We start from the raw sequence: 19,368 nt of genomic DNA on the forward strand, positions 1-19,368 counted from the left end.
GGGGTGCCGCAGGTGTGGCACCCCGCCGAATGTGTTTCCGGCCCCGCGTCACAGACGCGCCCGGGCCGGGTCTGACGAAGTGAGAGCCCATCGAGGACGAAGACGAGAGGAACCCGCGATGACCACGCAGACCGCACCCGCCGCCGAGGCCCTGTCCACCCCGCAGACCGGCGGGCCGCCCCGCACCACGGCCGTGTCCGGCGGCCCGGCCGGCGCCGACCAGCCCGCGCCCGACCGGGGCCGTACCTCGATCGCCGACGTCGTCGCTGTGAAGGACGCCGGTATCGCGGCCCGGGAGCCGCGCAGACGGTAACGCACCCGGGCGAGCAGGACGTCCTCGTGGGGCAGCGCGCCGGTCACGGCCCGCAGGACCGGGTCCATCCGCAGGGCGGCGAGCTGCCGGGGGCTGGTGGGACTGTCGCTCGTCTCCTGCCCGCAGTGCAGGACGAGTACGGCGGCCTGGGGCAGTGGCGGACACCGCCGGGGCAGCAGGACTGCGGGTTGCGGAAGGGACTCGGTGTCGTCCCGCGGCACGATCGGGAACTTCTCATCCCCGTGGGTCGCGCTCATGCCTCCTTTCTCGATCGGACCGTCACCGTCGCCCCCGGCCTGTGCCCCGCTTCGGCGGCCGAGGGAAGAAACCGCTGGTGCGGGCCCGGTACTCGGCGTAGCCGGGCCGGTCGGCCATGTGCCGTTCCAGCAGCCGCTTTCCGCTGCCCCGGATCAGCAGGAGGCTCATCACCAGCGGCGACACGGCGGACACGGCGGCCGCCGCCGGGCAGTCGCAGACGAGCAGGAACAGACCCCACCAGACACAGAAGTCGCCGAAGTAGTTGGGGTGCCGGGTCCATGCCCACAGCCCCCGGTCCATGATGCGGCCGCGGTGGGCGGGATCGGCCTTGAACCGGGCCAGCTGGGCGTCGCCGACCGCCTCGAAACCGGCCCCGACCGCCCACAGGGCGACTCCGGCCCAGGCCAGGAACGACGGCCGACCGGGCACGTACTGCGCCGCCTGCACGGGCAGGGACACCAGCCACACCAGCGCGCCCTGCAGGAGATAGACCATGCGCAGGGCATACGCGTTACGGCTGCCCGGCGCCTTCGCGAGCATCGCCTCATAGCGCGGATCCTCGCCGTGGCCCCGGCCCCTGCGGGCGATGTGCACCGCCAGGCGCAGCCCCCAGGCCGCCGTCAGCACCGTCGCCAGCAGCCGCCGTACGGGATCACCGTGCCCGGTGGAGACGGCGAAGGCCGTGAGAGCCACGGCGGTGAAGCCGATTCCCCAGGCCACGTCGACGATCCGGTGCACGCCCTTGCGGACCGCGACGGCGAAGGTGACGAGCATGACCGCCAAGGCCATGGTGCCCGCCCAGATGAGGCTGAGCCCGAACGCGCTCCACGGGAAGGTGTTCACAGGCCCTCGTACCAAGCGTTTGACGTGGCCGGCATACCGGCCGCGCCGCCGGGGCCCGGCCGCACGGCGAGGATCTGGTCGACGCCCATCCGGGCCTCCTCGAAGGCCAGTGCCGCACCCACCAGATAGAGCCGCCAGACCCGGGCGGTCTCCTCACCGGCCAGCGCGGTGAACGCCTCCCAGCGCTCCTCCAGGGAGCGGTGCCAGGCGGCGACCGTACGGACGTAGTGCTCGCGCAGCGACTCCGTGTGCCGGACCTCCAGACCGGCCTCCTCCAGCAGGACCACGGTCTCGCCGAGGGGCCGCATGTGCATGTCGGGGGCGATGTACGCCTCGATGAAAGCCCCGCCGCCCGGGGCGCCCGGACCCCGTGACATCTGCTGCACCAGCACCCGCCCGGACGGCCGGACGAGCCGGTGCAGGGCGGTGGCGAACGCCGGGTACTCGGCATCGCCGACGTGCTCGCCCATCTCGATGGTGGAGACGGCGTCGTATCCGCCGCCCTGGATGTCCCGGTAGTCCTGGCAGACCACCTCCACCCGCTCGGTGAGCCCGCGTTCGCGCACCTGGCCGCGCACGTACGCCGCCTGCTCCCGGGCCAGGGTGACGGCGGTGACCTGGGCGCCGTGCCGTTCGGCCGCGTGCAGAGCGAGTGAACCCCAGCCGCAGCCGATGTCCAGCAGCCGGGCACCGGGCTCCAGGGCCAGCTTGCGGCAGATCAGCTCCAGTTTGGCCCGCTGGGCGTCGACGACGGTGAAGCCGGGCTCGTCGCCGGCCCAGTAGCCGCAGGAATAGGCCATGGTCTCGTCGAGGAGGAGACCGTAGAAGTCGTTGGACAGGTCGTAGTGATGGCTGATTGCGGCCCGGTCGCGGGCCCGGCTGTGCAGGCCGCCGCGCAGCCGGGCCTGGCAGGTGGGTGCGGGCGGTGGGGGGCCCACGACACCGAGGCGTACGGCGGTGACGAGCGCGCGGGCCCGGTCGGCGGACGTAGGCCGGGGCGGGCGCAGCCCCCGTTCCCGCTGGGCCGCCCACATCGTCCGCAGCCCCTCGGCGAGGTCGCCCTCGACATCGAGTTCGCCGGTGACGTACGCCTGTGCAAGGCCCAACTCGCCGGGCTGCCACAGCAGTCGGCGCAGCGCGCGCCGGGAGCGCACCACCACGACGGGTGCGTCGCCCGGGCCGGTCTCGCTGCCGTCCCAGGCGCGCAGGCGCAGCGGCAGAGGGCCGCCGAGCGCGTCCTCGGCGAGGGCGGTGAGCAGGTGGGCGGCACCGGGCCGGGCGAGGGTGTTCATCGGGCGGGATTCTCCTTGTTCTCCTTGGTGAACAGGTACTGCTGGACATCGAGGTAGCCGGAGTGGAACCCGGCCTCGGAGTAGGCCAGGTAGAAGGTCCACAGGCGGCGGAAGGTCTCGTCGAAACCGAGGGCGGCGACGTCCTCGGCGCGTGCGGTGAACCGCTCCCGCCACAGGCGCAGGGTCTCGGCGTAGTGGGCGCCGAAGGCGTCGCGGCGGGTCAGGCGGAGGCGGGTGTGGTCGCGGGCGGTGTCCTCGATCGCCTCGGTGGAGGGGATGAGGCCGCCGGGGAAGACGTACTTGTGGATCCAGGTGAAGGTGTCACGGGAGGCGAGCATGCGCTCGTGGGGCATGGTGATCGCCTGGAGTGCCACCCGGCCGCCCGGGGCGAGCCGTTCGTCGAGGGTGCGGAAGTAGGCCGGCCAGAACTCCGCGCCGACCGCCTCGATCATCTCCACGCTGACGACGGCGTCGTACTCCCCGCCCGCCTCCCGGTAGTCGCACAGCTCGATCGTGACGCGGTCCTCGGCTCCCGCCGCGCGCACGCGTTCCAGGGCCAGGGCCCGCTGCTCGGCGGAGAGGGTGAGCGAGGTGACGCGGGCGCCGCGGGCGGCGGCGCGCAGGGCCAGCTCGCCCCAGCCGGTGCCGATCTCCAGCAGCCGGGTGCCCTCGCCGACGTCGGCGAGGTCGAGCAGCCGGTCGATCTTGCGGTGCTGGGCGGCCTCCATGAGATCCCAACTCGCCGGGAAACCGCGGAAGACGGCCGAGGAGTAGCTGAGGGTGTCGTCGAGGAAGAGGGCGAACAGGTCGTTGGAGAGGTCGTAGTGGCGGCTGATGTTGGTGCGGGAGCCGTCGGGGGTGTTGCGCTCCTCGTGCGGGTGCCGCAGGGCCCACCGTCCGCGCAGGCGTTGCAGCGGGGCCGGGATCAGGTCGGCCGCGTGTCCGGCGAGCACGGTGAGGGCGGCGACCAGGTCGGGGGCGTCCCACTCGCCGGCCATGTAGGACTCGCCGAAGCCGACCAGACCGGCGGTGCCGATCCGGGCATGGAAGGCCGCCGGGTCGTACACCTCCAGGAGCGGGCCGCCCGCGCCGATGTCGTCACGGCCGGCGAACCGGGCCCGCAGCGGCAGTCCGCTCAGGGCCCGGCGGACCAGTGCGCCGGTCACTGCGGTACGCGGCCATGAGGAGGCGGGTACGGCGGCCACGGCAGGCCAACGGGCGGCATGGGTCCGTGCGTCGGCGTGCGCGTCGGCCGGCACGCCGGCAGGGACCTGGGCGGGCACGTCGACCGGCACGTCAGCGGGGGTCCCGGCGGGCGCGGCGGCGCTTCGGGGCTCGGCAGTTCTCATGTCACGTTCTCCGGGGCGCGGTGGTCGTCGGTTCGGGGCTGGACAGGCAGGCCACGCAGGTAGAGGCGGATGCCGTGGAAGCGGATCGCGGCCGGCACGGCGAGGGTGGACCACGGGTGGCGCAGGGCCAGCCGCAGCAGGTTCGGGACGGTCGCCGCGCGGCGGGTGCCGTGGACGGTGGCCGTCAGGGCGCGGCCGTCGGTGCGGTCCAGGTGCAGGGTCAGGTCGAGCCGGGGTCCCGGTCTCGGCAGTCGCATGCGGTAGCGGCCGTCGACGGGGAAGAACGGCGAGACGTAGAACTCCTTGTCGGCGCAAGCCGCCCCGGTCCGGTCCGGGTGCAGGAGGTAGCTGTGGCGGCCGCCGTAGGTGTTGTGGACCTCGGCGACCACGCAGCGCGGCTCGCCGTCGGGGCCGTGGCACCAGTAGAGGGTGATCGGGTTGAACACGTACCCGAACACCCGGGCGTGGGTGAGCATCACCACCGGACCGCCCTCCAGGTCGAGACCGTGCGCGGCGAGGAAGGCGTCGAGGCCCGCGCGGAGGGACGGCTGGTCACCGGTGAAGTGGTCGCGGCGGTCGAACCGGGCCAACGGCCTCAGCGGAAGGGGCAGTCGGGGCGGGCGGTCGGGATCGATGAGCCACATGTACGTGCGGTGGCGCAGCACGTACCGCCGAGGGGTGGTGCGCACATGGCGGATCGTGCAGGCGTACAGGGCGGCGTTCACCAGCGCGCCCCCAGGGCGGCGGCGGCCTCGACGCCGGAGCGGCAGCCGTCCTCGTGGAAACCCCAGCCGTGATAGGCGCCGGCGAACACGCAGACGGCGCCGGCCAGCTCGGGCAGCCGCCGCTGAGCGGCCACCGACTCCGGCGTGTAGACGGGGTGTTCGTAGACCATGCGGGCCAGCACCCGGCCGGGGTCGATCCGGTCCTCACCGCCCAGGGTGACGACGAACGTCTCGGCGGCGTCAAGGCGTTGCAGCCGGTTCATGTCGTAGCTGACCCGCACCCTGTCGGCGCCCGCCGTACAGGACGGCATGAGGTAGTTCCAGGAGGCCCGGGCGCCGCGGGCGCGGGGCAGCAGCCTGGTGTCGGTGTGCAGGAGGGTGGTGTTGCGCGAGTAGCGGAACGCGCCGAGCACCTCCCGCTCCCGGTCGGTCGGATCGGCGAGCAGCCGCAGCGCCTGGTCCGGATGGACCGCGATCACCACGGAGTCGTACGACTCCGTGGTCCCGTCCTCGGCGGTCACCTCGGCACCGTCCGCGTGGCGGCGCACGGCCCGGACGGGCGTGCCGGTGCGGATCTCGCCCACCTGCTTGGCGACCCGGTCGACGTACTCACGGGAACCGCCGGTGACGGTCCGCCACACCGGTGATCCGCCGACCGACAGCATCCCGTGGTGCTCCAGGAAGCGGAACAGGTAGGCGGCCGGGTAGCGCTGCGCGGTGACGGCGTCGCAGGACCACACGGCCGACACCACCGGCGTCATGAAGTGGGAGCGGAAGTAGGCCGAGAAGCCCTCCCGGTCCAGGAACTCGCCCAGGGTGAGGTCCTGTCGCCCCTCGCAGGCGAGCAGCTTGCGGGCCGCTCGGTGGAACGCGGGCACCTCAGCGAGCAGCCGCAGGTATGACGCGCGCAGGACGCTGCGGGGCCGGGCGAGCAGTCCGGTGGGGCCCCGGGCGCCGGCGTACTCCAGGCCGCACTCCTCGCACCGCACCGACATGCTCATCTCCGACTCCTGCGTGGCGACACAGAGCTCGTCCAAGAGACGCAGCAGATACGGATAGGTACGGCGGTTGTGCACGATGAACCCGGAGTCCACGCGGTGCACCCTCCCGTCGTACGACGAGGTCAGCTCATGGGTGTGCGCGTGCCCGCCCAGCCGGTCATCGGCCTCGTACAGGATGACGCGACAGGTCCGGCCCAGGATGTACGCGGCGGTCAGTCCCGCCACACCAGAGCCCACCACCGCTGTCCGCCTCATCTTTCCTCCCACATTCGCGATCAGGTCCACGCGTAATCCGGAGCAGGTCGCGCCGCGGATTGGCGAGGAGACGGATCAGATACCGAGGAGCCTCACGGGCACAGTCGGCGAGCCGCGGGGCCAGGGGGCAGAGGCGTACGGGAATCGGTCACTCGGTGCCGGGCTCCCCGCCCACGCCCCAGGCAGTCACGGCTCCGACAGCGAACCTCCGCAGGCGGCCCATGACACCAGCCCTGGCGCCTCGTACCCCATACTCCCCGGGCGGCGTTCCAGCCGTCCCGCGCACTGTCCTCACGACGCCACCGTCTCCGGTTTTCGCCACTGCGGATGACCGGCCGTTTCTCCCCAACGCCCCTGACAGACGGTCATGTGTACGGGCTATCGCCAGCACGGGCCGGAATCCGGAGGACCCGTCGCTGGCTCAACCTCCCCCTTCTGTGAGGGCAAGACGCACGACCACCTCACTGCGCCCGCCACTGTGCTGAGCGCACAGGCCGAGTACGACACCGATCGGGACGACGGGCGGCCAGCGCCGCCAGGCTGGCCTGCCAACGGCTCGTGCCGGGGCGAACTCCGGCGCCAGTGGTACGCGTGTGCGCCTCCAAGAGCGCGGGGTGCTGGCGGTGGGCCGCCTGGCAGAGGTCGCGCGGCCGATCCGTACGGCGCCGCCGCAGTGGTCGAGGGCCGCCTGGGCCAGGTCGGCGACCGCCGTCTTCCCCGCTCCGGGCGGGCCACCGACCACAACCGGCTGATCCTGCCGTACGGCCTTCTTGGCCGCCGCCGGAAGGATCAGCCGGTGCAGTAGGTCTTCGTGCTCTTCCTCGCTCAGCACCGTCCAGGTGACATGCGGTTCCAACCGGCCTTCCATGAGCAGCTGCTCATGGTCCTGTGACATCGAACTTTGAGCGTGTGCCATCGAAGTCTGACTGGCGTGGATCACTGTGTCAGGGGCGTCGTGCGAGGAAGACGAACTCTTTGCCTGGCCGGTCAGGCGCATCACGGACGTCTTGCACCACGTAGCCGTGGGCGACCAAGTCCGTCTCGACCTCGTCGCGCTCCCGGAAGCGCAGCGTTGATTCCGAGGTCAGCACCTGTCCGTCCGCGGCGAAGACGCAGGTCCAGCGGAAGGTCACGAGAGGCTGGCTCACCTCGATCAGCTGGACCCAGCTCTCGACGGAGCCGACGCCCGGGATCTCCGTCACGCGGTAGGAGTGCTCGCGGGTCCATTCTTCCCAGGCGCGTCTGGCCGGATCGCGGGTCTCGAAGACCAGGTGCCCGCCGGGCCGTAGTGCCTCGTAGGCTCTCTGAAGCGTCTTCTGCCAGCTGCCCGGATCAACGATGGCCTGGGCGACGTTCGCTGTCATCGTCGCGAGGTCGACCTGCAGTGGCGGGAGGGCAGTGGCGTCACCGCAGATCCAGCGCACTCGCTCACTGCCCGGTTTGGCCCGGGCGACGTCGACGGATGCCTGGGCGGGATCGATGCCGACGACGTCGACCTCGCGGTCGGCCAGGAGCAGTGCGAACACCCCTGTGCCGCAGCCGATGTCCAGAACTTGGCGCGCCCCGAACTCTTCGGTCATCCGGAGGTAGGCATCGAGATCGCTGCGGTCGGGGTCGAGCGGATCGTAGATCGCGGCGAGTCGTGGATGCCCGAAGCAGTCGTCAGCCATGCGGCCGAACGTATGCAGAGCCGACCTCGAAGAGCTACTGAGTTTCGCCGGACTCGGCCGGCCGGGCTTCCCGGGCGAGGGTGATGTAGAGCTTCGTGACGGTTGTCAGGGTGAGCCAGGTCCTGCGGCGAGCGGCCGCTGGCCTTCGCGACGCGCTGGAGGGCGATGCCCCGGACCTGCGGATCGGCGTCCAGCAGGATCAGCCGGTCCCGCTCCAGCCACGACTCGTAGCCGATGTGCCCGCCGGTCGTGGCGCAGAAGTACCAGCCCGCGAAGCTCTCCCCGCCCTTGGGCCAACGGAACGGGCGCACCGGCTCCGCGTACTCGAAGCGCACATCGCGGCACGCCCCCAACGACCGCCGAACCCGTACCGCCTCCTCCAGGAACCTCAGCTCGAACGCAGCGAGGTCCGGATTCGCGTACGCCTCCGCGAGCTGTCCTGCCCCCACCCCTGACCACCCGCACTCCGTACTGATCAAACTTCGATGGCACGAACTTACTGATGGTCAAGCTTCGACGGCAAAGATCAAACTTCCATGGCACAGGACAAACTGAAGCTTCCCCTTGATCGTGGACACCTGGGGACTGGGATCTTGAGGTTCCAGAGGAAGCAGCACCAGGTGGGAAGCAAGTACACGAAGCGGTACACCGAGGAGTTCAGGCGGGACGCGATCGCGCTCGTCGGTTCCTCGGGCAGGACGGTCACCGCCGTCGCCCGGGAGCTCGGGATCAGCCCGGAATCCCTGCGCGGCTGGTGCCGCCGGGCGAAGGCGGACCGGGGCGAGGGCGAGTCCGGTGAGCTGACCAGCGCCGAGCGCGAGGAGCTCAAGCGGCTGCGCAAGGAGGTCCGTGAACAGCAGCAGACGATCGAGATCCTGAAAAAAGCGACCGCCTTCTTCGTGAAGGAGAACGACCGGTGAGTGAGCTGTACCGGTTGATCCATGCGGAGAAGGCGAATTACCCGATCGTTCTGTTGTGCCGGGTGCTGAAAGCCGCCCGCTCCTCCTGCTGCGCCCGGCGCGAGGGCGAGGCCGCCCGCCATGCCCGGCAGGCCGCCGACGATGCGCTCGCGCACGAGATCACCGTGGTGCACATCGCCTCCCGGCACGCCTACGGTGTCCCGCGCATCCACGCCGAACTGCGCCGCCCGGGCCGGCGGGTGAACCGCAGGCGCGTCGCCCGTGTGATGCGTGAGCGCGACATCCGCGGTGTCACCCGGCGCAAGAGGCGTTCGCTGACCCGGCCGGACGTGAAGGCGGAGCCGGCCCCGGACCTGACCGGCCGCGACTTCCACGCCGAGCGGCCCGGGACCGGGCTGGTCGGCGACATCACCTGCCTGCCCACCGCCGAAGGCCGGCTCCACCTCGCCTGCCGGCTGGACCTGGCCACCCGCGAGGCCGTCGGCCACGCCATGGCCGACCACCACCGCGCCCGAACTCGTCGTCGACGCTCTTGACATGGCCCACGGCCGGGGCGCCCTGGAGCCCGGCTGCGTGATCCACAGCGATCGCGACAGTGAATACACGTCAGCCCAGTTCCGGGACCGAATAGGGAAGTCGGGACTGCGGCAGAGCCGCGGACGCACCGGATCATGCTTCGACAACGCTGCCGCGGAGAGCTTCTGGACCCTGCTCAAGGAGGAGATCGACACCCGTATCTGGCCCGGCCGGGCCACCGCCCGAGCCGAGGTCTTCTCCTTCATCGAGACCTTCTGCAACCGCCGCCGCCTGCGAAAGCAACGGACTTTCGGCTACCTCACCCCGACCGAGACCAGGCAGCGGCACCAGCACGCCCTCGCGGCATAACGATCACGTGTCCGAGATCACGGGGAAACTTCACGCCGGGCGTTCCCCCGAGCCGCCCGCACCGGACGATGCGCTGGCCCCGATCGGGCAGGCCCGCGCCGAGCGCCGCCGCCAGGCCTACGCCTCCCACGCCGCAGCCCTGCGCCGGGCACGACAGGAGCGCGCAGCCAGGACAGCAAGCCCTCCAGCCACCTCAGCCGGCATCATCGTCGCTACGGCTGAGCACTACACCGGGTCCGCCGCGCGTCATCGCCTGGCCAGCCGATGACGCGCTTGCGGCGCGGCCGCCTCGACGCGAAGCGGCCGCAGGTGTCAGGACCGGGTGGGCAGCCGGTTGTCAATCGTGATGACGACGGGCTCTCCTCAACGAGTGGTCCTGCTCGCCGGCTGTCGGCGTCGGACCGCTCCGGTTCGGTATGACCGTCGACGATGTGGTCGAGTCGGCTGAGATCCGGCTCTGAGCTGTGCTCCGGTCGCCTCTGGGCCCGGGGCACAGCGGCCGGAGGCAGGCCCGGCGGCAGGAAGACCCTGCCGGTCGACAGAGGGGGGCGTGCGGCGTCGCGCCGTCCGTCGGGCCTGGTACACGCCGATCCCGGCGTGGGCGAGGGCGAGCAGTGCGACGGCGGTCAGCAGTACCGGCACCGTCGTGACGTGGCCGAGGAGGGTGAGGACGTACGGGGTGAACATGCCGAGGTACGCCGCTGTCCAGAACCGGGCCGTCCAGCGGGCGAGCCGGTGGGGCGGGGCGAGGGCCGCGGTCCGGGTGAGGCCGTGGGCGAGGATCAGCCCGTAGGCCGCGCCGAGAACGATTGCGGCGAGGAGGGTGAGGGGCTCGCTCTCCGTCGCCGCCGCGACGGCGGCGGTCGCCGTGCCGGCCGCGACGGCCAGAAGGCCCGAGGTGGGTGTGGACGGAGCCCGCCGTGCGGTGAGCAGACCGGTTCCGGGGACGACGGCCGTGGCGACGCCCGTGAGGACCAGACCGGTGTGAAGGGTGCTCGGCAGCGTGACGAAGCCGATGGTGGGGGCCGTGAAGACCCAGGGCGCCACGGGCAGCACCGTACGCCGGAAGCGGTGGACCGCGTGTGCGTGGGCGGCCTCGGAGCCGTGGGCCGGGGCCGGTCCGGCGGTCTCCGGTGCGGCCAGTGCGAGCCATCCCGCCGCCACCCCGAGGACGACGTGTGGAACGTACGCCGTCACCATCGGCCAGGGCGCCCACTTCGCGATGAGTGCCGCCGCGATGCCGCCCGTCGCGAAGCCCGCGGACACGAACAGGCCGGGGCGGCGGGGCGAGCCGGAGAGTTCCTTGATCCAGGCACTGCCCGCGGCCAGCAGCGCGCCCGCGCTGACACCGGTCAGGAAGCGGCCGGACAACAGCGGCCAGACGCCTCCCCACACTGCGCCGGCCATGAGGAGAAGGGTGGACAGGACGTTGAGGGCGAGGGCGGTGAGCGCCACCGGGCGCCGTCCCCTGCGGTCGGCGAGAGGGCCCGCGACCAGGAGCGCCGGGATCAGACCGACCACATACACCGCGAACAGCCCGGTCACAGTGGACTCGGTGAGGCCGAGGTGACCGCGGTAGGCGCCGAGCAGGGCCGAGAACTGGTTGGCGCTCCAGCCGGAGGCCAGCATGATCCATGCGGCGCGGGCGCCCCGGGGTCCGGCCGCAGGTAGTGCGCCGACAGGGGCGGTGACAGGGGGTGAGGTCATGTCCCCATTCGTATGTGCCCGACCGTTCGGCCCGCACCGTACGTTCACGATTCGTGAAGGGCCCGCGCCACCTGGCCGGGCCCTCGTCTACTCTCGGATGCATGGTGCTTGACCTGCGGCTTCTGTCGTCGTTCCTGGCGGTTGTCGAGGAGGGGCACTTCGGGCGGGCCGCGGCGCGGCTCTTCCTGTCGCCCCCCGCCGTCACCCAGCACGTACGCCGTCTGGAGAGCCAGCTCGGCGTGCGGCTCCTCGACCGGTCCGTCTCCCCCGTCGTGCCGACGGCCGCGGGGGTGCGGCTCGCCGGGCACGCGCGCACCCTGCTCGACGCAGCGCATGCCGCGCTCGACGACCTGTCGGACGTCACGCGGGAGGCCGACGGCGGGCGGCCTCTGCGGGTGGGAATCATGGGGCACGGTTCGGCGGAACTGACACCCGCGGCCATCAACGCCTACCGGCGGGCCCGGCCCGAGGTGCGGGTGGGGATCCGGCAGCTGGACTTCACGGAGCATGTGTCCGCGCTGGTGGAGGACCGGGTGGACGTGGCCTTCGTGCGGCCTGGCCCGGACGACGAGCGGATCGTTGCGGATGTCCTCACCACCGAGCAGCGGATCGTCGTCGTGCACGAACGGTCGCCGCTGGCCGACGCCCGGGCGACCGGGGTTGGCATGGCGGACCTCACCGAGCTGCCGCTGTTCCGTGTTCCGGGCCACACCCCCCACTCGTTCACCGAGTACCTGTACTTCGACGACCGCGCCCAGCGCCGCAGCTCCGAGCTGGCCGTCACCCCGCAGGAGGTACTGACCGGCGTCGTCACCGGGCGGGCCGCGGGCTCCGGCCTGCGTTCCTTCGCGCGGTACTACGCGTGGCCGGGTGCCGTCTTCGTACCCGTCCTCGACGCACCGTGGGAGAGCAGCTACCTCGCGGTGCGGGCCGGTGACGACAACCCGGAGGTGCGGATCTTCCGGGCGCTCGCGGTGGCCCTCGCGAAGGACCTGGGCCCCGGAATCAGCTCTCCGGGCCGACCGGCCGACGCCATCGGGGTCGAGAGGCGCCGGCGCCCCACGCTGCGGCGGCCGGCGCTATGAAGCCGAGCACGCTCTGGATGCCGTCCCGACGTGCTTCGAGGGGCAGGGGCCAGATTCCTTCGGGGTGGGCACCACGCCCTGCTCTCCAGCGCCCTCCGCGGCGCCGCCTGCGCCACCGGCAACGGCATCGTCGGCCTCGGCTTCTGGTGGATCCAGCACCCGTAGGACAACGGGACACCAGCCGTTACCCCGAAGCCCACCACCGCCTCGACCGTGTCGTCGGCCGCCGCCAGGCCCGGCCGACGACACGGTCGAGGCGGCCAAGACCACCGCGACTGCCTCCCCGGTGCGCACCTCCGCCGCCACGGCGGCTCCACACCGTGGCCCGGCTCCACCGCGGCAGACCCATCTCCGGAAGAGGCCCGTCGCCCGCCTCGTCCTACGCCGGGCCGGTCGGGCGCTCGTGTGCCGGATCGCGAGCGGAGTGCCCGGCACGTCGCTCGCATCCGATATTCGAACAGACGCAGCATTGCCGTGTGCCCGATTACCGCTTCCCCCAGGATCTACGCGACGCCCAGCTCGCCCTCCACCAGACCCGCGCCGCGTGCGAGGAGTACGCCACGCACCTGCCGTAGTCGAGCACGTCGCCGACGCCGCGGTTCTTGATCTCGGTGAGGATGTGCATCCAGTGCTTGGCGCCCTCGCCGCCGTCGCCGGCCCACAGCCCGAGGATCTCGCGTCGGCCCTCGGTGGTGACGGCCAGGGCCACATAGACGGGCCGGTTGGCGACCGCACCGTCGCGGATCTTCACGTGGATGGCATCGATGAAGACGACCGGATAGACGGCATCGAGCGGGCGGCTCTGCCACTCGGCCATGCCCTCCAGCACCTTGTCGGTGATCGTGGAGATGGTCTGGCGGGAGACCTCAGCGCCGTAGACCTCGGGCAGGTGGGCCTGAACCTCGCCGGTGGCCAGGCCCTTCGCAGCCAACGAGATGACCATCTCGTCGACGCCGGTCAGGCGCTTTAGAGATGCTCGCCCCGTGCTTTCTTAGTTGCGTAGTCGCGGGCACGGGAGGTCTTCCAGGTCTTTATGCGTTGAAAGGAGACGCCTTCCTCGCGAAGCAGGATGTGCAGGCCCTCGTGGCTGATGTCGTCGACCACCCCCTCTGCGACCAGGAACTCCGCCAGCTTGCTCAGGCTCCAGATCGAGAACGGAAGGCCGTGCTCGGCCGGCGTGGACTTGGCGATCTTCTTGGTCTCGCGACGCTCGGGCAAGGTAAAGGTCTTCGGTCTGCCGCCCTTGTACTTCGGATAGAGCGAGTCGAAGCCGTCGGCGTTGAAGTTGTGGATCACGTCCCGGACCCGGTCCGCGCTGGTGAACGACACGTCGGCGATCTTCGCCACCGGCATGCCCTGCGCGGACAGCAGCACCATCTGTGCCCGCCGCCAGGTCACCACCGACCCGGTGCCACGGCGGATGATCCGCAGAAGCCGCCTGCCCTCGTCGTCATCGATTTCAAGGACGCTTACTGGTTCTGCCACCCGCACAGTCTCGCGGGAAGTGGGAGCGTCCAGGGTGTAGAACGGCGGGGTCTGTGGGTGTCGTCAGTCCAGCACCTCTCGTAGCCAGGACCGTTCCGCGTGACTGGTGGCGCGGGCGATGGTGAGCATGCCACGACGGTAAGGGTCGTCGGTGTCCTCAGCGCGCAGTGGGCGCTCCCCGTCGTGGAAGAAGCTTGCGGGCTGTTGCAGGAATTCCAGGCGTTGGCGCAGCACCGCGTGCTGGTCGGCGGTGTCGGGGAGTTGGGAGAGGAAGGCCAGGATGGTGAAGTACCGGGTGCTGTCGCTGATGTCCAGGCCGTCGGCATTCCGCAGCCGGCCCAAGAGCTCGGTGCGGCCGACGGAGGTCAGGCTCAGGGTGTGCCGCTGGGCGGCCGAGGCGCCTGGCTCGGCTTTGCGATCCAGTAGCCCTGCGTTGACGAGCCGGTTGATTGCTGGATAGAGGCTGCCGTCGCTGACCGGTCGGGCGCGGCCGGACAAGTGCGCAATACGGCGGCGCAGTTGGTAGCCGTGCAGTGGCCCGTCGGCCAGGAATCCCAGGATCGCGAGTTCCAGCATGCTGCTACTCTCGCACATCGAAACGAGGTACCTCGAATCGATGTATTGGAGTAAGGGTGTCGTATACCGAGGAATGGGTGACCGCTCGGGCGCGTGACGCCTACGAGCACGGCCGGGCATCCTTTGATGTACGGCCGGAGCGGACAGCGCTACTGGTCATCGACATGCAGGATGAATTCGTCCGGCCCGGCTGGAGCCCCTACTGGGTGCCGGCGGCGACCCGGATGGCGCCAACACTGCGTCGCCTGGTCGAGGGATGCCGATCCGCCTCGGTCCCGGTGATCTGGACCATCTTCGACGACACGCATCTCGGACTGGACCGGCCGAAGGCCCTGCGTTACCTTCCGCATTCCGACACCGACTGGCGTCGGCCGGGCCCAGCCGAGGTATGGGACCAGATGGGCCGCCGCCCAGACGAGGCCCTGATCCGTAAGCCCTCGTACGGCGCGTTCCACGACACCCCGCTCGACACGATGCTCCGCAACCTCGGCCGCGACACGGTCATTGTCACGGGAACGCTCACCAACTACTGCTGCGGCACCACGGCCCGGCAGGCATACGAGCGCGGCTACAAGGTCGCGTTCGGGGCAGATGTCACGGCCACCGACGACGAGTCTCGGCAGGAGCCAGAACTCGCCGTCCTGCGCAAAGGCTTCGCACTCGTTTTGACCGCCGAGGAGATCACGAATCAACTGGCCGCAGCCGACGCCCGCCTACGAGAGGTCGCCGACAGGGCGAACGTTGCCTGATGCGGCACTACTGATCTTTTCGTAAGTTCGGTGGGTTTGGTGGGTGGATGGTCAGGCCGGTGTGGGCGAGGAAGGACCACGGCAGCTGCTGGTTGTGGTTGATGATGCGCGGCCACTCGTGGGCGATCCAGCGGGCGATCTCGGACTCGTCCCGCTCCACCGCCCGACGCTCCGGCCGCTGCAGACTCCACCCCAGCCGGCCGGTCAGCAGACGCCACACCGTCGCCCGCGACAGCGACACCCCCGTCACCCGCTCGACGGCCAGACCGACTCGCTCCAAGGTCCACAGATCGGCCTCGAACCCATGGGCCTGGGCGCCCTGCTCCAACGCCGCCCGCACCTTCTCCACCTGCGGGCCGTCCAGCTTGGGCGGGCGACCGGTGGCCGAGCGCCGCCGCAAGGCCGGGGCACCGCCTTCCTCCCACACACGCCTCCACCGCCGCATGCTCTCCGCACACACCCCCACCACCCGCGCGATCTCCACATTCGACCCGCCCTCCTCAAATGACTCGACAGCCCGAACACGACGCGCCTCCGCCAACTGCGGCCGCGACAAAGGAGGAAGGGAAGAACCAGACACAGAGGCCGAAGGTCGCTAGGACACCCCGACAGCCTCCCACCGACAAGACCACCACACCCACCGAACTTACGAAAAGATCAGTAGGAAGTGTCTTCAAAAGATCTTGCCAAGACGGCCTCTTAGCTGTGCACGATGCCTTGGTGGAACATCTTTCTGTCGACGTGCGCGCTTCGCTCCGGCTCTTCGCTTTCTACTTGGCGAACGGCACCCTCGACCTGGACCTGCTCGATGGGTTCGACTATCGCTCGACCGTTTTTCACTCCGGCTCCTCGTTGGAACAGGTCTTCGCGATCTATAGCAATGTGCTGCAGATCGACGCCGACGGCATGGTGCTGAACGACGGAGAGGCGCAGTACCGGGTCGCGCAGTGGGTTCGGGTGTGCTGCGACCCGAGCTATCGGGTCGAGCCGCCCTTCGAGGACTGGGAGACGGAGCTCCATCTCTGATGACCCGCCGCTCACCGCCAGAACATCATGCCCACATCAGGAGCGACGCGAGAGTGGCAGCTGCCTGGAAGGACTCCGCAGTCTTGTCGTAACGGGTGGGTGCGCCACGAGGTGCCGGTGCGCCGTGAGGCGCGGTGAATCGAAGGAGGTGTAACACCTCCTCGCCAGGCTGTCGGAGCAGCCTGGTGGGAGCTGAGCGCAGTCTGACCCGGGGGAGACGCCGGGGAGGGCGGGAAGCAGCGCTGACAAAGCCGGGACGGCTCGGAACTACCAGACGGGCCGGGTCCGGCGAGCGAGATCAGAGGGCATACGAGAGGAACCAGTGGCAAAGCTCCGTAAGCGTGGCACCGGCTCAAATCTGGTGTATATGGGCCGGGTTGCAGTGCACAGTCCGCTCCCTGAACGGACTGGTCGGGGGGGGGGGGGGGGGGGGGGGCGCCCGCGCCCCCCCCCCCCCCGCCCCCCCCCCCCCCCCCCCCCACGAAAGGGCCCTCAGCGGGTGGCGTCGACGACCAGAGAGGTGGCGTACGGGTCGTAGGTGCCGTCCTCGAATTCCTCGGCGTGGTTGACGAACAGCCAGACGAAGAAGGCGACGACCGCCACGCCGATGGCGATACCGATGGCCCCCATGATGACCCCGGAGAGGGCCTGACCGCTGTTGTTGGCCTCCCCGCGCTGCACCCGCCCGCGCCCCAGGATGCCGAAGATCAGGGCGAGGACGCCCAGGATGATGCTCGTGATCCCGTACAGGCAGAACGTACAGATGGCCAGGATGCCGAGGACCATGGCCGCCGTCCCCATGCCGTTGGCCGGCGGAGGGCCGCCCCAGGGCGCCTGGGGGTAGCCGGAGTAGCCCGGATATCCGTACTGCGGGGCGGGCGCGGCCGGGTAGCCGTACTGCCCCGCGGCCGGCGGGACCTGCTGACCCGGGCCGTTGGGCGCGATCGGCGGCGGCGGCACCTGACCGATCCCCGCTCCCGGCGCCGGGGCGGGGCCGGACGCCGGGGCGGAGCCGGCGAAGGGGCCGGGGGCGGCGAAGGGGTCGGGGGCGTTCCCGCTCCCCGGCATGGCGGCGACCGTCGGCTGGTCGTGCACGGCGGGCGGCCCGGGGTCACCGACCGGCTTGTCCAGTGGCACCCTGCTGCCCGGCGGAGCCCATGGGTCGTGCGCTGCAGCCCCGTCCTCGGGCTGCTGTGTGTTGTCAGACATGGGCCTCCCCCATCGTGGTCCTGTCATGCTACGGCCCGGTCCGGTGCCGGGAGTCCCGGCCTACGATGATCCCCGTCCCCGCCCGGCGACCGCGCCCGGCAGCCCCTCCGTCCCACTTCTCAGGAGAGTCCGATGACCGACCTGCACCCCTTCGTCGCGGGGCTGCCCAAGGCCGAACTCCACGTCCACCACGTCGGTTCCGCCTCGCCCCGCATCGTCGCCGAGCTGGCGGCGCACCACCCGGACTCCAAGGTCCCCACCGACCCCGAGGCGCTGGCCGACTACTTCACTTTCACCGATTTCGCCCACTTCATCGAGGTCTACCTCTCCGTCGTGGATCTGATCCGCACCCCGGAGGACGTCCGGCTGCTGACCTTCGAGGTCGCCCGGGACATGGCCCGGCAGAACATCCGGTACGCGGAGCTGACCGTCACCCCGTTCAGTTCGACCCGGCGCGGCATCCCGGAGCAGGGCTTCATGGAGGCGATAGAGGATGCCCGCAAGGCCGCCGAGGCGGAACTCGGGGTGGTCCTGCGCTGGTGCTTCGACATCCCGGGCGAGGCCGGTCAGGAGGCTGCCGAGGAGACCACCCGGCTCGCCGTGGACCTGCGGCCCGAGGGACTCGTCTCGTTCGGGCTCGGCGGACCGGAGATCGGGGTGGAACGCCCGCAGTTCAAGCCGTTCTTCGACCGGGCGATCGCCGAGGGCCTGCACTCCGTGCCGCACGCCGGGGAGACGACCGGGCCGCAGACCGTCTGGGACGCGCTGACCCACCTGCGCGCCGAGCGCATCGGGCACGGCACCAGCTCCGTCCGGGATCCGGGGCTGCTGGCGCACCTCGCCGAGCACCGCGTCCCGCTGGAGGTGTGCCCGACCTCGAACATCGCGACCCGCGCGGTGACCGACATCGAGCGGCACCCGGTGAAGGAGATGGTGCGGGCGGGGGTCCTGGTCACCATCAACAGCGACGACCCGCCGATGTTCGGCACCGACCTCAACAACGAGTACGGGGTGGCCGCCCGCCTCCTCGGCCTGGACGAACGGGGTCTCGCGGCGCTGGCGAAGAACGCGGTCGAGGCCTCGTTCCTCGACCCGGCGGGCAAGCGGGCCCTGGCCGCCGAGATCGACACCTACACGAACGACTGGCTGGAGCGCGCCGGCCGGTGACCCGGGTCGTCACAATGGCCCCATGGCCTCCTCCGTCACCGCCGTGGCCCATCGCGGCGATCCGTACCGTGTCCGCGAGAACACCCTCGCCTCGATCCGCTCCGCGCTCGCCCACGGCGCGGACGCGGTCGAGATCGATGTGCGGGTCACCCGCGACGGGGTGCCGGTCCTGCTCCACGACGCCACGCTGGACCGGCTCTGGGGCCACGACCTGCGGCTCGACCGGCTGACCCACGACGAGCTCACCGAGTTGACCGCCGGCGGCGTGCCCACCCTGCACGAGGCCCTGCTCGCCTCCGGGAACCAGCGCGTCATGGTCGATCTTCCCGGTTCCACCGACGACTCGGTGCGCCGGACCGTCGACGTGGTGCGCGCCTGCGGGGCCGGTGAGCGGGCGTACTACTGCGCGGGCGCCGGGGCCATGCTGCGCGTGCGCGCCGCCGATCCGTCCGCCGAGATCGCGCTGACCCGGACGACGCTCGCGCCGCCGGGCGCCGCCCTGCTCGACGCGGTGCGACCGCGCTGGCTGAACTACCGGTTCGGCCTGGTGGACCGGGCCCTGACGGAGCGTCTGCACCGGGACGGGGTGCTGGTCTCCGTATGGACCGTCGACACCGGGCGCACCATGCGCCGCCTCGTGGGGACCGGCGTGGACTCGATCACCACCAACCGGATCGACGTCCTGCGCCGCGTGCTGGACGACTCCCCCGCCGCCCGCCGCCGCTGACCGGTCCGGGACCCCCCGCGCGTCCGCGGCCACGGCGTCGGCTCCACGACTCCGGGGACGCCGAAGGGCTGGACACCGACGCCGTGCTGAAGGGGACGACGGGCGCCGCCTTCGGAACATCGGAGA

21 protein-coding genes and 2 pseudogenes are annotated in these 19,368 nt (G+C 71.1%); 9 read left to right on the plus strand and 14 right to left on the minus strand.

What is annotated here, in order from left to right:
- Nucleotides 1-48: 48 nt before the first annotated feature.
- The 8 genes from ACF1CT_RS00110 to ACF1CT_RS00145 all read right to left on the minus strand — a co-directional run bounded on the left by ACF1CT_RS00110 (nt 49) and on the right by ACF1CT_RS00145 (nt 7,706).
- Complete coding sequence (locus ACF1CT_RS00110) at nt 49-570, minus strand: hypothetical protein (protein ID WP_391781466.1); 522 nt, start codon at nt 568-570, stop codon at nt 49-51.
- 22 nt (nt 571-592) lie between these two features.
- Nucleotides 593-1,414: a DUF1295 domain-containing protein gene (locus ACF1CT_RS00115; RefSeq protein WP_391781467.1), complete on the minus strand. Its 822-nt coding sequence runs from the start codon at nt 1,412-1,414 to the stop codon at nt 593-595.
- Nucleotides 1,411-2,706, minus strand: a complete 1,296-nt coding sequence (locus tag ACF1CT_RS00120; protein ID WP_391781468.1) for a class I SAM-dependent methyltransferase — start codon at nt 2,704-2,706, stop codon at nt 1,411-1,413. The genes ACF1CT_RS00115 and ACF1CT_RS00120 overlap by 4 nt, the downstream gene beginning before the upstream one ends.
- A complete protein-coding gene (locus ACF1CT_RS00125) occupies nt 2,703-4,055 on the minus strand; it encodes a class I SAM-dependent methyltransferase (protein ID WP_391781469.1) in 1,353 nt (450 codons plus the stop codon). The genes ACF1CT_RS00120 and ACF1CT_RS00125 overlap by 4 nt, the downstream gene beginning before the upstream one ends.
- Nucleotides 4,052-4,780 carry a DUF1365 domain-containing protein gene (locus ACF1CT_RS00130; RefSeq protein WP_391781470.1) on the minus strand — a complete coding sequence of 243 codons (729 nt, stop codon included), beginning with the start codon at nt 4,778-4,780 and terminating at the stop codon, nt 4,052-4,054. Before ACF1CT_RS00130 ends, ACF1CT_RS00125 begins: the two co-directional genes overlap by 4 nt.
- Complete coding sequence (locus tag ACF1CT_RS00135) at nt 4,777-6,036, minus strand: NAD(P)/FAD-dependent oxidoreductase (RefSeq protein ID WP_391781471.1); 1,260 nt, start codon at nt 6,034-6,036, stop codon at nt 4,777-4,779. Before ACF1CT_RS00135 ends, ACF1CT_RS00130 begins: the two co-directional genes overlap by 4 nt.
- A gap of 421 nt (nt 6,037-6,457) precedes the next feature.
- Entirely contained in the window at nt 6,458-6,931 is a 474-nt protein-coding gene (locus tag ACF1CT_RS00140) for a zeta toxin family protein (RefSeq protein ID WP_391781472.1), read from the minus strand.
- A 49-nt stretch (nt 6,932-6,980) separates the two neighbouring features.
- Nucleotides 6,981-7,706 (minus strand): class I SAM-dependent methyltransferase, encoded by a 726-nt coding sequence (locus ACF1CT_RS00145; RefSeq protein ID WP_391781473.1) that lies wholly within the window; start codon nt 7,704-7,706, stop codon nt 6,981-6,983.
- A gap of 620 nt (nt 7,707-8,326) precedes the next feature.
- Here ACF1CT_RS00145 and ACF1CT_RS00150 point away from each other — a divergent pair.
- From ACF1CT_RS00150 to ACF1CT_RS00160, 3 genes are read left to right on the plus strand one after another with little or no spacing between them, the layout of a single operon-like run.
- Nucleotides 8,327-8,626: a transposase gene (locus ACF1CT_RS00150; RefSeq protein WP_391781474.1), complete on the plus strand. Its 300-nt coding sequence runs from the start codon at nt 8,327-8,329 to the stop codon at nt 8,624-8,626.
- Complete coding sequence (locus ACF1CT_RS00155; RefSeq protein ID WP_391781475.1) at nt 8,623-9,162, plus strand: IS3 family transposase; 540 nt, start codon at nt 8,623-8,625, stop codon at nt 9,160-9,162. Before ACF1CT_RS00150 ends, ACF1CT_RS00155 begins: the two co-directional genes overlap by 4 nt.
- A gap of 1 nt (nt 9,163) precedes the next feature.
- Entirely contained in the window at nt 9,164-9,511 is a 348-nt protein-coding gene (locus ACF1CT_RS00160; RefSeq protein WP_391781476.1) for a hypothetical protein, read from the plus strand.
- 363 nt (nt 9,512-9,874) lie between these two features.
- On the opposite strand, the gene ACF1CT_RS00165 is transcribed toward ACF1CT_RS00160, so the two are convergent.
- Entirely contained in the window at nt 9,875-11,218 is a 1,344-nt protein-coding gene (locus tag ACF1CT_RS00165) for an MFS transporter (RefSeq protein ID WP_391781477.1), read from the minus strand.
- Nucleotides 11,219-11,319: 101 nt separating this feature from the next.
- Between ACF1CT_RS00165 and ACF1CT_RS00170 the strand changes: the two genes are divergently transcribed.
- Nucleotides 11,320-12,303 carry a LysR family transcriptional regulator gene (locus ACF1CT_RS00170; protein WP_391781478.1) on the plus strand — a complete coding sequence of 328 codons (984 nt, stop codon included), beginning with the start codon at nt 11,320-11,322 and terminating at the stop codon, nt 12,301-12,303.
- Between the two features lie 30 nt (nt 12,304-12,333).
- Nucleotides 12,334-12,468, plus strand: coding sequence for a hypothetical protein (locus ACF1CT_RS00175; protein WP_391781479.1), 135 nt, complete (start codon nt 12,334-12,336; stop codon nt 12,466-12,468).
- A gap of 418 nt (nt 12,469-12,886) precedes the next feature.
- Here the strand turns inward: ACF1CT_RS00175 and ACF1CT_RS00180 are convergent.
- The 3 genes and pseudogenes from ACF1CT_RS00180 to ACF1CT_RS00190 all read right to left on the minus strand — a co-directional run.
- Nucleotides 12,887-13,270 (minus strand): annotated as a pseudogene (locus ACF1CT_RS00180) (transposase); the annotation flags it as partial.
- A gap of 2 nt (nt 13,271-13,272) precedes the next feature.
- Nucleotides 13,273-13,788 (minus strand): annotated as a pseudogene (locus ACF1CT_RS00185) (transposase); the annotation flags it as partial.
- A 63-nt stretch (nt 13,789-13,851) separates the two neighbouring features.
- Nucleotides 13,852-14,382: a PadR family transcriptional regulator gene (locus tag ACF1CT_RS00190; RefSeq protein WP_391781480.1), complete on the minus strand. Its 531-nt coding sequence runs from the start codon at nt 14,380-14,382 to the stop codon at nt 13,852-13,854.
- 59 nt (nt 14,383-14,441) lie between these two features.
- Here ACF1CT_RS00190 and ACF1CT_RS00195 point away from each other — a divergent pair, with 59 nt between their 5' ends.
- Complete coding sequence (locus ACF1CT_RS00195; RefSeq protein WP_391781481.1) at nt 14,442-15,113, plus strand: cysteine hydrolase family protein; 672 nt, start codon at nt 14,442-14,444, stop codon at nt 15,111-15,113.
- Nucleotides 15,114-15,120: 7 nt separating this feature from the next.
- On the opposite strand, the gene ACF1CT_RS00200 is transcribed toward ACF1CT_RS00195, so the two are convergent.
- On the minus strand, nt 15,121-15,693 hold the full coding sequence (locus ACF1CT_RS00200) for a winged helix-turn-helix domain-containing protein (protein ID WP_391781482.1): 573 nt from the start codon (nt 15,691-15,693) through the stop codon (nt 15,121-15,123).
- 140 nt (nt 15,694-15,833) lie between these two features.
- On the opposite strand from ACF1CT_RS00200, the gene ACF1CT_RS00205 reads away from it, so the two are divergent.
- Nucleotides 15,834-16,139 carry a hypothetical protein gene (locus ACF1CT_RS00205; protein WP_030556942.1) on the plus strand — a complete coding sequence of 102 codons (306 nt, stop codon included), beginning with the start codon at nt 15,834-15,836 and terminating at the stop codon, nt 16,137-16,139.
- 492 nt (nt 16,140-16,631) lie between these two features.
- Here ACF1CT_RS00205 and ACF1CT_RS00210 read toward each other — a convergent pair whose 3' ends face one another.
- Nucleotides 16,632-17,348, minus strand: a complete 717-nt coding sequence (locus ACF1CT_RS00210; protein WP_391781483.1) for a DUF4190 domain-containing protein — start codon at nt 17,346-17,348, stop codon at nt 16,632-16,634.
- Nucleotides 17,349-17,480: 132 nt separating this feature from the next.
- Between ACF1CT_RS00210 and ACF1CT_RS00215 the strand changes: the two genes are divergently transcribed.
- Together ACF1CT_RS00215 and ACF1CT_RS00220 are read left to right on the plus strand one after the other, a co-directional pair.
- Nucleotides 17,481-18,515, plus strand: a complete 1,035-nt coding sequence (locus ACF1CT_RS00215; protein WP_391781484.1) for an adenosine deaminase — start codon at nt 17,481-17,483, stop codon at nt 18,513-18,515.
- Between the two features lie 22 nt (nt 18,516-18,537).
- Entirely contained in the window at nt 18,538-19,242 is a 705-nt protein-coding gene (locus ACF1CT_RS00220) for a glycerophosphodiester phosphodiesterase (protein WP_391781485.1), read from the plus strand.
- Nucleotides 19,243-19,368: the final 126 nt, after the last annotated feature.

The organism is Streptomyces sp. NPDC014734 (genome assembly GCF_043083325.1).
Taxonomy (GTDB): domain Bacteria; phylum Actinomycetota; class Actinomycetes; order Streptomycetales; family Streptomycetaceae; genus Streptomyces.

Excerpts from the sequence above, each read along its gene's own strand:
- ACF1CT_RS00140 (WP_391781472.1), bottom strand. The coding sequence starts at position 6,931 with ATGTCACAGGACCATGAGCAGCTGCTCATGGAAGGCCGGTTGGAACCG.
- ACF1CT_RS00135 (WP_391781471.1), bottom strand. The coding sequence starts at position 6,036 with ATGAGGCGGACAGCGGTGGTGGGCTCTGGTGTGGCGGGACTGACCGCC.
- ACF1CT_RS00125 (WP_391781469.1), bottom strand. The coding sequence starts at position 4,055 with ATGAGAACTGCCGAGCCCCGAAGCGCCGCCGCGCCCGCCGGGACCCCC.
- ACF1CT_RS00210 (WP_391781483.1), bottom strand. The coding sequence starts at position 17,348 with ATGTCTGACAACACACAGCAGCCCGAGGACGGGGCTGCAGCGCACGAC.
- ACF1CT_RS00190 (WP_391781480.1), bottom strand. The coding sequence starts at position 14,382 with ATGTGCGAGAGTAGCAGCATGCTGGAACTCGCGATCCTGGGATTCCTG.
- ACF1CT_RS00160 (WP_391781476.1), top strand. The coding sequence starts at position 9,164 with ATGGCCCACGGCCGGGGCGCCCTGGAGCCCGGCTGCGTGATCCACAGC.
- ACF1CT_RS00145 (WP_391781473.1), bottom strand. The coding sequence starts at position 7,706 with ATGGCTGACGACTGCTTCGGGCATCCACGACTCGCCGCGATCTACGAT.
- ACF1CT_RS00110 (WP_391781466.1), bottom strand. The coding sequence starts at position 570 with ATGAGCGCGACCCACGGGGATGAGAAGTTCCCGATCGTGCCGCGGGAC.
- ACF1CT_RS00170 (WP_391781478.1), top strand. The coding sequence starts at position 11,320 with ATGGTGCTTGACCTGCGGCTTCTGTCGTCGTTCCTGGCGGTTGTCGAG.
- ACF1CT_RS00215 (WP_391781484.1), top strand. The coding sequence starts at position 17,481 with ATGACCGACCTGCACCCCTTCGTCGCGGGGCTGCCCAAGGCCGAACTC.
- ACF1CT_RS00220 (WP_391781485.1), top strand. The coding sequence starts at position 18,538 with ATGGCCTCCTCCGTCACCGCCGTGGCCCATCGCGGCGATCCGTACCGT.
- ACF1CT_RS00120 (WP_391781468.1), bottom strand. The coding sequence starts at position 2,706 with ATGAACACCCTCGCCCGGCCCGGTGCCGCCCACCTGCTCACCGCCCTC.
- ACF1CT_RS00165 (WP_391781477.1), bottom strand. The coding sequence starts at position 11,218 with ATGACCTCACCCCCTGTCACCGCCCCTGTCGGCGCACTACCTGCGGCC.